Source organism: Streptomyces sp. HSS9-12, from assembly GCF_054963655.1.
This window is the reverse complement of the sequence record NZ_JBUEGC010000023.1, coordinates 1-12,810: the sequence shown is the minus strand read 5'-3', so window position 1 is coordinate 12,810 and position 12,810 is coordinate 1. Positions and strand designations below refer to the sequence as shown.

At 69.6% G+C, this 12,810-nt stretch carries 13 protein-coding genes and 2 pseudogenes; 1 reads left to right on the top strand and 14 read right to left on the bottom strand.

Annotated features, from left to right (window positions below):
* Positions 1-204: 204 nt before the first annotated feature.
* The 13 genes and pseudogenes from ACY34J_RS14580 to proS form a co-directional block, all read right to left on the bottom strand.
* Entirely contained in the window at positions 205-531 is a 327-nt protein-coding gene (locus ACY34J_RS14580; RefSeq protein WP_443332036.1) for a DUF2469 domain-containing protein, read from the bottom strand.
* 29 nt (positions 532-560) lie between these two features.
* Positions 561-1,076: an NUDIX hydrolase gene (locus ACY34J_RS14575; RefSeq protein WP_462726956.1), complete on the bottom strand. Its 516-nt coding sequence runs from the start codon at positions 1,074-1,076 to the stop codon at positions 561-563.
* A gap of 36 nt (positions 1,077-1,112) precedes the next feature.
* Positions 1,113-1,862: pseudogene (gene lepB / locus ACY34J_RS14570) on the bottom strand (signal peptidase I); the annotation flags it as partial.
* 57 nt (positions 1,863-1,919) lie between these two features.
* The gene (gene lepB, locus ACY34J_RS14565; RefSeq protein ID WP_462726957.1) at positions 1,920-2,918 is read right to left on the bottom strand and encodes a signal peptidase I; all 999 of its coding nucleotides are present in this window, start codon (positions 2,916-2,918) and stop codon (positions 1,920-1,922) included.
* Positions 2,818-3,897 (bottom strand): annotated as a pseudogene (lepB, locus tag ACY34J_RS14560) (signal peptidase I). Before lepB (ACY34J_RS14560) ends, lepB (ACY34J_RS14565) begins: the two are co-directional and overlap by 101 nt.
* Positions 3,890-4,669 (bottom strand): signal peptidase I, encoded by a 780-nt coding sequence (gene lepB, locus ACY34J_RS14555; RefSeq protein ID WP_462726939.1) that lies wholly within the window; start codon positions 4,667-4,669, stop codon positions 3,890-3,892. Before lepB (ACY34J_RS14555) ends, lepB (ACY34J_RS14560) begins: the two are co-directional and overlap by 8 nt.
* A 46-nt stretch (positions 4,670-4,715) precedes the next feature.
* Positions 4,716-5,066: a 50S ribosomal protein L19 gene (gene rplS / locus ACY34J_RS14550; RefSeq protein ID WP_462726940.1), complete on the bottom strand. Its 351-nt coding sequence runs from the start codon at positions 5,064-5,066 to the stop codon at positions 4,716-4,718.
* A gap of 147 nt (positions 5,067-5,213) precedes the next feature.
* Positions 5,214-6,029: a tRNA (guanosine(37)-N1)-methyltransferase TrmD gene (gene trmD, locus ACY34J_RS14545; RefSeq protein ID WP_462726941.1), complete on the bottom strand. Its 816-nt coding sequence runs from the start codon at positions 6,027-6,029 to the stop codon at positions 5,214-5,216.
* A complete protein-coding gene (rimM, locus tag ACY34J_RS14540; protein ID WP_462726942.1) occupies positions 6,026-6,598 on the bottom strand; it encodes a ribosome maturation factor RimM in 573 nt (190 codons plus the stop codon). The genes trmD and rimM overlap by 4 nt, the downstream gene beginning before the upstream one ends.
* A 164-nt stretch (positions 6,599-6,762) precedes the next feature.
* Positions 6,763-7,002: an RNA-binding protein gene (locus ACY34J_RS14535; protein WP_462726943.1), complete on the bottom strand. Its 240-nt coding sequence runs from the start codon at positions 7,000-7,002 to the stop codon at positions 6,763-6,765.
* A 2-nt stretch (positions 7,003-7,004) separates the two neighbouring features.
* The gene (gene rpsP / locus ACY34J_RS14530) at positions 7,005-7,448 is read right to left on the bottom strand and encodes a 30S ribosomal protein S16 (protein ID WP_462726944.1); all 444 of its coding nucleotides are present in this window, start codon (positions 7,446-7,448) and stop codon (positions 7,005-7,007) included.
* 219 nt (positions 7,449-7,667) lie between these two features.
* Positions 7,668-8,258, bottom strand: coding sequence for a hypothetical protein (locus ACY34J_RS14525; protein ID WP_462726945.1), 591 nt, complete (start codon positions 8,256-8,258; stop codon positions 7,668-7,670).
* 157 nt (positions 8,259-8,415) lie between these two features.
* Positions 8,416-9,831, bottom strand: a complete 1,416-nt coding sequence (gene proS, locus ACY34J_RS14520) for a proline--tRNA ligase (RefSeq protein WP_462726946.1) — start codon at positions 9,829-9,831, stop codon at positions 8,416-8,418.
* 236 nt (positions 9,832-10,067) lie between these two features.
* Between proS and ACY34J_RS14515 the strand changes: the two genes are divergently transcribed.
* Entirely contained in the window at positions 10,068-10,931 is an 864-nt protein-coding gene (locus ACY34J_RS14515) for a methyltransferase domain-containing protein (RefSeq protein WP_462726947.1), read from the top strand.
* Positions 10,932-11,032: 101 nt separating this feature from the next.
* Here ACY34J_RS14515 and ffh read toward each other — a convergent pair whose 3' ends face one another.
* Complete coding sequence (ffh, locus tag ACY34J_RS14510) at positions 11,033-12,595, bottom strand: signal recognition particle protein (RefSeq protein WP_462726948.1); 1,563 nt, start codon at positions 12,593-12,595, stop codon at positions 11,033-11,035.
* Positions 12,596-12,810 lie beyond the last annotated feature (215 nt).

Genomic DNA, 12,810 nt, shown 5'->3' with positions numbered 1-12,810 from the left:
TCGCAGGGGTACGTCGGACACCCCGTACCGAACGTCGGGGGAGATTCGCTCCCCGGAGAACCGCAGCATCGGCACCACCTCCGTCACCGACTGTGACGGTCTCCGAGGCAAAAAGTGGATCTTGCTGCGGAACGGTGGATTACTCGCTGGTTGTGGACAACCCGGCCACCCCGACGAGTGAACCTCTCACGCCGAAACCCGGCGTCAGCTGCTGAAGCCGGACTCCCCGGACGGCAGGTCGAGATCGCTCTTGTTCAGCTCCTCGATGTTCACGTCCTTGAACGTGAGCACCCGCACCTGCTTCACGAAGCGCGCCGGCCGGTACATGTCCCACACCCAGGCGTCGGCCATGGACACTTCGAAGAACACCTCACCCTGCACCGAGTGCACCTGCATCTCGTAGTCGTTGGTCAGGTAGAAGCGCCGCTCGGTCTCGATCACATATTTGAACAGGCCGACGACGTCGCGGTACTCCCGGTAGAGCTTCAGCTCCATCTCGGTCTCGTACTTCTCGAGGTCCTCGGCGCTCATGGCATGTTCCCCTTCAGCCGTGCGTCCCCCTATTGTTCCTCAGTCCTGTCGCCCTGGACGATTTCCGTCGCCAGGACCACAGGCTCCCTCGGAGGACCCTCGTCGAGCAGCATTCGGAGCAGCTCAGCGAGCCTGATCGGATACACGGTCTCACGGGTGGCCGACAGTTCCTCGGACGTCCACCACCGCAGCCCCGCGACGCTGCGCCGCTCCAGCTCCGAGTGCCCGCTCGTCTCGGTGCGCGTCTGCCCGGTACGCCCCAGGTAGTACCACTCATCCTGATCCCAGCGGCGGCCGTCGAAGGGGAACGAGCAGTTGCGCCGCCACAGCACCGGCCCGAGCCGGACATCGCTGATCCCGGTCTCCTCCAGGAGCTCGCGGCGGGCCGCCTGCTCGAGCGTCTCCCCGTCCTCGACGCCGCCGCCCGGCGTGAACCACCACCTGGAGGTGGGATCGGCGGGCTCGAATCCGTGCAGCAGCAGTATCCGGTCCTGCGGATCGAGGAGGACGACGCGCGCGACGGTACGCGGCTGCCCGTCAGGCACGGGCCTGCTCCGTCTGCCGCCTTCCGTGCCCTTCCGTCCGCTGCTCCCCGCTGTCTCGGTGCCGCCCCCGCGCGCCCCGCGTCCCGCACGGCTGGCGATCGGGCCGTACGCCGCTCCCCCGAAGATCAGCACCGCTCCCGCGGCCATGGCCGTGCAGATCAGCCGGAGCGGCCCGGGCTCCGAGATCCCGCCGGGCAGCGCCTCGAACGGTGTGGGCCGGGCCAGCATCCCCAGGGTCTCGGTGGGCCACGCGACGGCGTCGACCCGGGCTTGCACGGCCGCTCGCGGCACCGAGCCCTGCGCGGCGTCCGTCAGGTGCTCGCGCGAGTCCAGCGAAGTGACCCGGTTGTCGCCGAGCAGGAAGAGGCTGCTCTGTGGCACTGTCGCGTCGAAACGGCCCGACGCGTGCTGGTCCCGCAGATACGGTTCGTCCAGCGGCTTCCCGTTCACCGTGAGCCGCCCCCTGCGGTCGCAGCAGACGACCTTGTCGCCGCCGGTCCCGACGACGCGCTTGACCATCGGCATATCGCCCCACACCTTGTCGGTGAAGACGACGACGTCCCCGCGCCGCACCTCGCTGCCGTCGATCCGCTGCGCCAGCACCCGGTCCCCGGCGCCCACCGTGGGCTCCATCGAGTCCGTCGGCACGGTGTACGGCTGGTACAGCACCGCTCCCCAGACGAAGCCGCCAAGGAAGAGCACACAGCCGACGGCCACGGCCAGCCCGGACAGCACACTGCCCAGGCGGCCCTGGCCGCCATCCGCACGACGTCCTGCCTCGCTCATCCCAGCTCCCCGGATCGAAGTCTGGGACCGAACCCTACCCGGCGGTACCGAATCGAGTCAGCCGTCCTGGACGGCCTTCTCGCTCAGCGGTTCCACGCGCTCGGCGGTTCGGGCCGCGCCCTGCGGCCCGGGGGCCGCACCGGGCCCCGAAACCGCGTCCTGGCCGGTCAGGCGCCGACGCCGCCACACCACGATCGGCACCGCGCCGGCGAGCCCGAGCGCCGCGGGGGCTACGGCGCCCGCGGCGTTCAGACCCGGCTGGTCGAAGGTGCTCGGAATGGGCAGGGTGGCCCAGCGGTTGAGCGGCCAGGCCACCACGATGGCGCGCCCGACCACATCGTCGTTCGAGACGGTGCCGCGGCCCGGCAGGTCCTGGTGGTAGCGGGAGTCCAGGGAGTACTGACGGTGGTCGCCCATCACCCAGATCCGGCCCTGCGGCACCTTGATCGGCCCGAACGGCTTGTCCCCGCAGGGCGTGTTCCCCGGGGCGATGTACGGCTCGTTGAGCGCTCTGCCGTTCACCACGACCGGCTGGTTGCCGCCCTTGCACTCGACGGTGTCCCCGCCGATCGCGATGACCCGCTTGATCAGGTCCTTCTCCTCCGCCGAGGGCATCAGGCCGATGAAGCTCAGCACCCTCTGCAGCCCCCGGGCGACCGGCCCGGAGGTCGGCTGCTGCGTCTCACCGAGCCAGCCTCCCGGGTCGTGGAAGACCACGACCTCACCGCGCTCCGGCTTGGCGCCGAACCACGGGGTGAGCTTGTCCACCAGCACGCGGTCGCCACGCTGCAGCGTGTCCCGCATCGATTCGGATGGGATCGAGAAGGCCTGGACCAGGAAGGTCTTGATCAGCAGGGCGAGCAGCAGGGCGATGCCGACGAGGATTGGCAGCTCCTTCCAGAAGGAACGCTGCTTCGGCCTCTCCCCACTGTCGCCCTCTTCACCCGGGTCCGGCTCAGGCGCCCTGGGGTGCTCGCCGGCCGCCGCGGGCGGTTCGGCGAATCCGTCCGGGCGCTTCTCGGGTTCTTCGTGGCCGGACCGTGCGCCGACCGCCAATTCCCCCACATCAACTCCTCACTGCACGCTGCCGCCTGCCCCGGGCTCGGCGCAGGCCCACCACTCCCATAACGAGCGGGAGTTCCGCAGGGGTCGGGAGTTGGATCATTCCTTGCACTTCTTGGGGTGCCGCTGATCTTCCGGCCCCGGAGACCACCCTAGGGGGCGCAGCGTCGGCAGCCGTCGTTGTGCCGTACGCGTCGGGCACCGAGGCGTACGTCTCCGGCTCCTCGAGGCCTCGCCAGTGTCCGAACGGCCATGCGATCACCACGGCCCTGCCGACCACCAGGTCCTCGCCGACCGTTCCATTGCCGACGTCGTTGAGGTGGAAGCGGGAGTCGGCCGAGTTGGACCGGTGGTCGCCCATCATGAAGAGCCGGCCGGGCGGCACACGCACTTCGAACTTCAGCTTCGACGGCGGGTTCCCCGGGTGCAGATACGGCTCGTTGAGCGGCACGCCGTTGACGGTGACCCGCCCGGTGGTGTCACAGCACTTCACGGTGTCCCCGCCGACCGCGACGACCCGCTTGATCAGGTCCCGCTCGTCCGCCGACGGCAGCAGGCCGATGAAGGTCAGGGCCTCCTTGGCCTGCTTGATCCCCGCCGGGTCGTCGGCCACGGGCGTCCGCTCCTGCTCCAGCCAGCCGCCCGGGTCCCTGAAGACCACCACGTCCCCGCGCTTCGGCTTCGACCCGAACCAGGGGGTGAGCTTGTCCACCAGCACTCGATCGCCGATCCGGATCGTCTGCTCCATCGACCCCGAAGGGATGACAAACGCCTGGACCAGGAAGGTCTTGAGAACCAGGGCGATCAGCAGCGCCACCCCGATGAGGATCGGCACTTCCCTGGCGGCGGACCGGCGGCGACGCCATTTGATCCGCTTGGCGGCCCGGCGGCGCTCGGCACGCCCGGTCGTCCGGGGTGTCCGTATCACGCCCACGCGGTGCATGCCGGACTTCGGTATGCCGCGGTTACCCATGAGCACCGTCCGCGCCGGCCCCGGCCGGGACCGGCACATGGCCGAAGACAGTGGGCCGTTCCAGGGAGCTCCAGCGGTCGGTCGGCCAGCCGATCCAGTCGGCCCGGCCGATCACCCGGTCGACCGGGACCATGCCGCCACCGGGGTCGCCCAGGTGGTCCCGGGAGTCGCGGGAGTCGCTGCGGTGGTCGCCCAGGACCCACAGCCTGCCGTCCGGCACCGCGATGTCGAAACGCACCCGCGACGGGTCGTCACCCGGGTACAGATAGTCCTCGTCGACCGGCTGTCCGTTCACCTTGATCCTCCCCCGCTTGTCACAGCAGGTGACACGGTCGCCCCCCACGCCGACCACGCGCTTGATGTAGTCGGTCTCGTCCGGCTTTGCCAGTCCCACCGCAGCCGCGCCCTCGCGCAGCAGCTCGGTGACCGGGTTTCCGGACGACTCCCCGTCGACGAACGATCCGGTGCCATCGAAGACCACCAGATCGCCGCGACGCGGTTCATCACCGAAACGGTACGCCAGCTTGTTCACCAGAACCCGGTCTCCCTCGCGAATGGTTTTTTCCATCGAGCCACTCGGGACGAGAAAGGGCTGGACCACAAAGGCATTCAGCAGCATCACGAAACTCAAGCAAATGCCCATGAACAGGGCAGTACGGCGCCACGACCGACGCCCGTACTCCGGAGAACGCGAGGAGCGCGATCCCTTCTCCTGCCCGTCGCCGGGTTGGGGAGAGGGATCGCGCTCCGAAAACTGTGCGTCGCTGTCCATCGAGTCCAGAGCCTATCCGGCCGGTCCTGGACGGCCGATGGGGAGATCAGCTCTCGCGCTTCTCCTTGATCTTGGCGGCCTTGCCGCGCAGCTCGCGCAGGTAGTACAGCTTGGCGCGGCGCACGTCACCACGGGTGACGAGCTCGATCTTCTCGAAGATCGGGCTGTGCACCGGGAAGGTGCGCTCGACGCCGACACCGAAGCTCACCTTGCGGACGGTGAAGGTCTCGCGCACGCCGGCGCCCTGGCGGCGGATGACGACGCCCTTGAACTGCTGGATACGAGAGCGGTTGCCCTCGATGACGCGCACGTGGACGTTCACGGTGTCGCCGGGGCGGAAGGCCGGGACATCGCTGCGCAGCGATGCGGCGTCGACAGTGTCGAGAAGGTGAGACATGACCGTCTGCTTTCCTCGCTGATGCCACAGGTCATCAGCGGAATGTCGTGATGAGATCCGGGTGTGCCACCCGGAGCGGGTGGCGTGGCGTCGGGCGGACGTCGTTCCCCCTGTGGCAGGGGCGTGCGCCGGACGCCGGGCAGCCGCCTATTCTTCCACGGCCCCTGCCGCCCGCCAAAATCGCCCGTCCGGGCCCTCGGTCCAGCCCAGCTCGGCCAGGATCTTGCGGTCGTGCTTGTCCAGGGCAGCGGGGTCACAACGCTCGATCAGATCGGGCCGGTTGAGTGTGGTGCGGCGGAATGCCTCGTCGCGCCGCCAGCGGGCGATCTTTCCGTGGTGCCCGCTGAGCAGGACCTCGGGGATGCCCCGGCCGCGCCACTGGGGCGGCTTGGTGTAGACGGGGCCCTCCAGAAGGTTGGCCATCGCGCCGGGGGCGAAGGAGTCGTCCTGGTGGGATGCGGCGTTGCCCAGCACTCCGGGCAGCAGCCGGGCGACGGCCTCGGTGATGACCAGCACCGCGGCCTCACCGCCCGCGAGGACGTAGTCGCCTATGGAGACCTCGTGGATCTCGTAGCGCTCGCCGTACTCCTCGATGACGCGCCGGTCGATGCCCTCGTAGCGGGCGGGGGTGAAGATCAGCCAGGGCCGCTCGGCGAGCTCGACCGCGAGCGTCTGGGTGAACGGGCGGCCGCTCGGCGTGGGCACGACGATGGTCGGCCGCTCGTCTCCGGTACCGGATCCGATGATCGAGTCGAGCGCCTCGCCCCACGGCTCGGGCTTCATGACCATGCCCGGGCCACCGCCGTACGGGGTGTCGTCCACGGTGTGGTGCCGGTCGTGGGTCCACTGGCGCAGGTCGTGCACGCGGACGTCCAACTGTCCACGCGCGCGTGCCTTGCCGACCAAGGAGACGTTCAGCGGCTCCAGGTACTCGGGGAAGATCGTGACGACGTCCAGCCTCATGCGGACTCGTCCTCGCTGCCCGCGTCGCCATCACTGCCTGCGCCACCGACGACCGCGTGGCTCTCGTCGAGCAGCCCGGGCGGCGGCGCGATGACGGCCCGCTGCGCCTCGAGGTCGATCTCCGGGACGATCTCGGCGACGAACGGCACCATGACCTCACGGCCGTCGGGGGTCTTGACGATCAGCAGGTCCTGGTACGGGAGATGGGAGATCTCCGCGATCCGCCCGACCTCGGTGCCGTCGGTGGTCACCACGTCGAGATCGATCAGCTGGTGGTCGTAGAACTCCTCGGGGTCCTCCGGGGTTTCGTCCGGATCCACCTCCGCGATGAGCAGGGTGTTGCGCAGCGCCTCTGCGGCGTTGCGGTCCCGTACGCCCTCGAAGCGCAGCAGCAGCCGGCCGCTGTGCACCCGGCCGGTCTCGATGGTCAGCGGCCCGACCGAGGGCGGATCCGTGGCCAGCACAGCGCCCGGGGCGAGCCGCAGCTCCGGCTCGTCCGTCCGCACCTCCACCGTGACCTCGCCCTTGATGCCGTGGGCGCGGCCGATCCGTGCGACTACCAGCTGCACTGTTGCCTCTCCTGCTCTCTACGGCAGTATCACCGTTCCAGCCACCGCTGGGGGCGCCCACGAGGTACCCATCTTCCGGCACCGGCGCGTCCTTCGGTCACGCACACGGGCCGGGAACAACGGCTGCCCGCTGTCCCCGGCCCGTGCCGGTGCTCTCACGCTTCTCAGCGGACCTGGTCCACGTCGACGAGGTCGACCCGGACGCCACGGCCGCCGAGGGCGCCCACGACGGTGCGCAGAGCGCGCGCGGTGCGGCCGTTGCGGCCGATCACCTTGCCGAGGTCGTCAGGGTGCACCCGGACCTCCAGCACGCGCCCGCGACGCAGGTTGCGCGACGCGACCTGCACGTCATCGGGGTAGTCGACGATGCCCTTCACCAGGTGCTCGAGGGCTTCCTCGAGCATCCTCAGGCCTCGGTCGACTCGGTGGACTCAGCGGCCTGGGCCGCCTCGTCCGCCTTCTTCTCGGACTTCTTCGCCTTCGGGGTGATGGCCTCACCCTTCGGCTCGTCGGCGGCCTCCTTGGCGGCGGCCTCGAAGAGGGCGCGCTTGTCGGCCTTCGGCTCGGCGACCTTCATCGGCTCCGGAGCCGGCAGGCCCTTGAACTTCTGCCAGTCACCAGTGACCTTGAGGATGGCCAGGACCGGCTCGGTCGGCTGCGCGCCGACACCCAGCCAGTACTGGACCCGCTCGGAGTCGACCTCGATGCGCGAGGGGTTCTGCACCGGGTGGTACAGACCGATCTCCTCGATGGCCCGGCCGTCACGGCGGGTGCGCGAGTCGGCGACGACGATGCGGTAGTGCGGCGACCGGATCTTGCCCAGACGCTTCAGCTTGATCTTGACTGCCACGGGAGTGGTGTCTCCTGCTCTACGACGTGTTTGAGCACCACGGCTTCCACGTGGGGTGGTGGGATCCGAGTGCTCGATGGACGCGTCAGCCGAGGGAGAGAGGGGTCCGAACCGGCTGCCGAGTACTCAGCGGTCCATTCTGCCACACCGCAGCCCCTCTCTTTACCTCCGTCCCCGCCGAGCGCCCATGCCGTAGACCGTCATACGCGACGACCGTCTTTACGCGGCCGCGACCGCGTCGGGAATCCGGAACGGCTTGCCGCACCCGCCGCAGACGATCGGCGCCTGCGCGAGGACGGACGGAACGACCCGGACATTGCGGCCACAGCCGCAGACGGCCTTCACCCTGACGCCGCCACCGGAGGAGCCGTGCCGGGCGGCAGGGCCCCGGAAGGCGCGCGTGGTGTCGGCGGCCGTGGCGGCCGTATGAGCCTTGAGCGCGCGGTGCAGCCGGTCGATGGTGTGGCGATAGCGCTTTCTTGCCTCCGGGCCGAGGATCACCAGCGAGAAGCCGCTGCTGGGGTGCGGCTCTTCGGCGTGGTGCAGCCCCAACTCCTCGGCGATCGCAAGGAATCTCCGGTTGTGGTAACGACCGGCCCTCGAAGTGTCGCGGATCCCGCGGGCAGCGGCGATGCCGTGCACAGCTTCGTGGAGCAGCCGCTCGAAGGAGAGCTCGGCGCCACAGGCGGACGACGACTCTCCGATCAGCGATTCGGGCGCGGCGAGATCCGGCAGCTCGGGGTGGTGCCGTTGAATGTCGGCCCACGCCTGTGCCAGCTCCGCGGCGAGAACAGGTGGTGTCGTGCTCACGTCGTGACAACGAGCCGGACCGGCCCGGTGTTCCGATTCCGGGCCATCCCAATTATTTTGCACGTACCAGTCAGTTATGCACTCACCCACCAAGCCGGTACGCAACCGCGCGTACACCCCGGCGCGTGGAAAACTCCGCACGCCGGGGCGAAAGCCCTCAGTAGGCGCGCGCGACGATCGCGAGCGTACCGGGGGTGTCGTCGGCCCCGGGGACAGATCCGTCCGCGCCGACCAGGCAGCGCACGGTCACGGCCTGCTCCGCCAGCTTGGCCTCGCCCGCCTCGCCCAGCGTGGCCCACGGGATACGGGCCCAGCCGCCGGCGAGTGCGGCCTCCGCGGCCTCCTCGACGGTCCGCACGTCCGAGGTACGGGACTCGCGACGCTCGCGCGACTGCTGCAGCAGCAGCGCCTGGTCCTCCTCCAGGACCTTCGGCAGCAGCGACTCCAGAAGGTCGGCCTGCACCGGCTCCTTGCCCCCGGGAATGCGGCGGGCGACCATCACGGTGCCGCTCTCCAGGTCCCGGGGCCCGACCTCGATCCGGGCCGGGACACCCTTGAGCTCCCAGTCGACGGCGCGGCGGCCGAAGGGGGTGTCGGTCCGGTCGTCGACCTGGACGCGGATGCCGGCGGCCTTCAGGCGGTCGCCGATCTCATGCACCTTGGCGATCACCGCGTCATCGCCCTTGATGGCCAGGACGACGGCCTGGATGGGCGCGAGGCGCGGCGGGACGCGCAGACCGCTGTCGTCGCCGTGAGACATGATCAGGCCGCCCACCATGCGGGTGGAGACACCCCAGGAGGTCTGCCAGACCAGCTCCTGCTTGCCGTCCTTGGACAGGTACTGGGTGTTGAAGGCCCGGGCGAAGTTCTGGCCCAACTCGTGGCTGGTGCCCATCTGCAGGGCCTTGCCGTCACCCATCATCCCCTCGAGCGTGAGGGTGTTGATGGCACCGGCGAAGCGCTCCTTGGGGGTCTTGCGGCCGAGGACGACGTCGATGCCCAGGACGTTGACCATGAAGTCGCAGTAGACGTCCTTGTGGATGCGGGCGGCGTAGTCGCGGGCGTCCTCGTAGGTGGCGTGGGCGGTGTGGCCCTCCTGCCAGAGGAACTCGCTGGTGCGGAGGAAGACGCGGGGGCGCATCTCCCAGCGGACCACGTTGGCCCACTGGTTGATCAGCAGGGGCAGGTCGCGGTAGCTCTGCACCCACTTGGAGAAGTACTCGTTGATGATCGTCTCGGAGGTGGGCCGGACGACCACCGGCTCCTCGAGTTCCTTGCCGCCGCCGTGCGTGACCACCGCGAGCTCGGGCGCGAAGCCCTCGACGTGCTCGGCCTCCCTGGTCAGGTACGACTGCGGGATGAAGAGGGGGAAGTAGGCGTTGGAGGCGCCCGCGGCCTTGATGCGGGCGTCCATCTCCTGCTGCATCCGCTCCCACAGCCCGTACCCGTACGGTCGGATGACCATGGTGCCGCGTACCGGGCCGTTGTCGGCCAGCTCGGCCTTGTTGATCAAGTCCTGGTACCAGCGCGGGAAGTCAACCGCCTGGGGGGTGAGAACGGGAGCCTTTGCCATGGCGGAGATGGTACGGGGGTGTCAGTCTGAATGGTGAATCGGCCGGTGTGCGGGCCGACACCAGGGGCGCGCGGAGGGGGCACGAAAGCATCCCCGTGCAACCCCTGGACTCGGGGATGGATGCGCAGTTCCCTGACGTACGGGGGATGAACGTACGGGGGACGCGTTACCGCGTGGTCCATGGGGGCGGTCAAGCAGAAGACGGCAATCGGCTCTCGGCGGATTGGGGCGCATTGATGACACCCACGCTCGTTCGGCAGCAGCACACCCACCCGGTTTCCCGTCACCCGGCAGCCATCAGCACACGCGCCCGCGACTGGGCGGAGATCCAGGAACGCATGCTGGTGCCCCTGTACGAGGCCGTCTACGAACGGCTGGAGGTCGGCACCGATACGCGCCTGCTGGGGCTGGGCTGCGGTTCCGGCCTCGCTCTGCTGATGGCGGCGGCCCGTGGGGCGGAAGTCACTGGAATGGACGCAGATCCCCAGCGTCTTTCACTGGCCCGCGAGCGGCTGATCCCGGGCGATACGGGGACCGCGGCGGGGGGCGCTCGGGAGACCGGGGCGCGCCTGCTGGACGAGCTGCCGGAAGACGCTACGGAGGGCGGCGGGGCGGCTTTCAACCTGGTGACGGCCCTCGACCCCCAGTCGTACACCGGAGACGACCTCGTAACGGCCCTGTCGGCGGCTGCCCAGCTGGCAGAGCACGGCAGCGCGGTCGTCCTCGCCGGATGGGGTCCGGCGGAGCGGTGTGCCACGTCCTCGGTGCTGCGCGTGGCATCCCGGCTGGCCGACCCCCTGCGTACACCCGGTGGCTGGCGTCCCTGCGGCCGGGACGACCTGGAGGAGCTCGCCCACCAGGCCGGGCTGCGGCCGGACGGCTCGGGGCGGGTGGCCTGCCCGTTCGGCTACGCCGACGTGGACAGCGCGGTCCGTGGCCTGCTGTCGACCGGCCTGTTCGACGACGCTGTGGCGGCGACCGACCGGGCCCAGGTCGACAAGGAGCTGACCGAGGCCCTGCACGCGCACCGGCGCGCCGATGGCACCGTCTGGATGCCGAACGTCTTCCGCTATCTGATCGCCCGGGTCTACGGCACGTAGGCGCCCCGTAACTCGGATGGCCTAGCACTGGCCGGCCGTCGGCCACATACCTGCGGGGATCTTGGGGGCGGGTGCAGTGGGGGCGCCCGCCCCGCAGTGTGTTACTTCGGGCCGCCGCCCAGCATGTCCTTGAACTCCGGCGGCAGCTCGAAGCCTCCCGGCTCCTGGCCCGCGCCCGGCAGCCCGAAGGCGCCGTCCTGAGACGCGGCCTTGCGCTGAGCCGCCTCCTGCTCCTGCTGCGCCCTCTTCATCGGGTTGCCGCTGCGCTGCTTGCCCTTGGCCTTCTTTTGCTGCTTGGCCTTCTTCTTGGCACCGCCCAGGCCCGGCATCCCGGGCATCCCGGGCATACCCGGCATGCCGCCCTGCGCCATCCGCGACATCATCTTGCGGGCCTCGAAGAAGCGCTCCACCAGGTTCTTCACCGCGCTGACGTCGACGCCGGAGCCCCTGGCGATACGGGCACGGCGCGAGCCGTTGATGATCGTCGGGTCCTGGCGCTCGGCGGGCGTCATCGACTTGATGATCGCGGCCGTGCGGTCCACGTCCCGCTCGTCGAGGTTGTTGATCTGGTCCTTCATCTGGCCCATGCCGGGCAGCATGCCGAGCAGCTTGGAGATGGAGCCCATCTTGCGGACCTGCTCCATCTGGGCCAGGAAGTCGTCGAGCGTGAACTCCTTGGGACCCTTCGCCAGCTTGGCCGCCATCTTCTCGGCCTCGGCCTGGCTGAAGGTCTGCTCGGCCTTCTCGATCAGGCTGAGCACGTCGCCCATGCCGAGGATCCGGGACGCCATGCGGTCCGGGTGGAACGCGTCGAAGTCGTCCAGCTTCTCGCCGTTGGAGGCGAACATGATCTGGCGGCCGGTGACGTGCGCGACGGAGAGCGCGGCACCGCCGCGCGCGTCGCCGTCGAGCTTGGACAGCACGACACCGTCGAAGCCGACGCCGTCACGGAATGCCTCCGCGGTGTTCACCGCGTCCTGACCGATCATCGCGTCGACGACGAACAGGATCTCGTCCGGGTTGATGGCGTCCCGGATGTCCGCGGCCTGCTGCATCATCTCGGCGTCGATACCAAGGCGGCCGGCGGTGTCGACGATCACGACGTCGTGCTGCTTGGTCCGCGCGTGCTCGATGGAGTCCTTGGCGACCTGCACCGGGTCGCCTGCACCGTTGCCCGGCTCGGGCCCGAAGAATGCGACGCCCGCGCGCTCGGCGACGACCTGCAGCTGGTTGACCGCGTTGGGGCGCTGGAGGTCGGCGGCGACGAGCACCGGGGTGTGGCCCTGGCCCATGAGCCACAGGCCGAGCTTTCCGGCCAGGGTGGTCTTACCGGCACCCTGCAGACCGGCGAGCATGATCACGGTCGGTGGCTGCTTGGCGAACCGCAGACGGCGGGTCTCGCCACCGAGGATGCCGATCAGCTCCTCGTTGACGATCTTGATGACCTGCTGCGCCGGGTTGAGCGCCTGGGACACCTCAGCGCCGAGCGCCCGCTGCTTGACGTGCTTGATGAACTCCCGCACGACGGGCAGGGCGACATCGGCCTCGAGGAGGGCGATACGGATTTCGCGCGCCGTGGCGTCGATGTCGGCCTCGGAAAGGCGGCCCTTGCCCCGAAGGTTCTTGAAAGTACTCGCCAGGCGGTCGGAAAGCGTATCGAACACGGCGGTCGTTGATCCCTTGGGTCGGGGGCGGAGGCAATCGCCCTCCAGGGTATCCGTCCCGGCGGGGAAACCGTCCCTGTCTGCGTGGGGACAGTCAGTGACCGCCGTGCGCGGGGTCCACTTCGGCGCCGTCTCCCATCGCCTCGCGGCGACAGGGCCGTCCCCGCGCCTGCGTGGGATCTGCCGGGTGGGCGGCTTCTCCTCCTGGCTAGCGC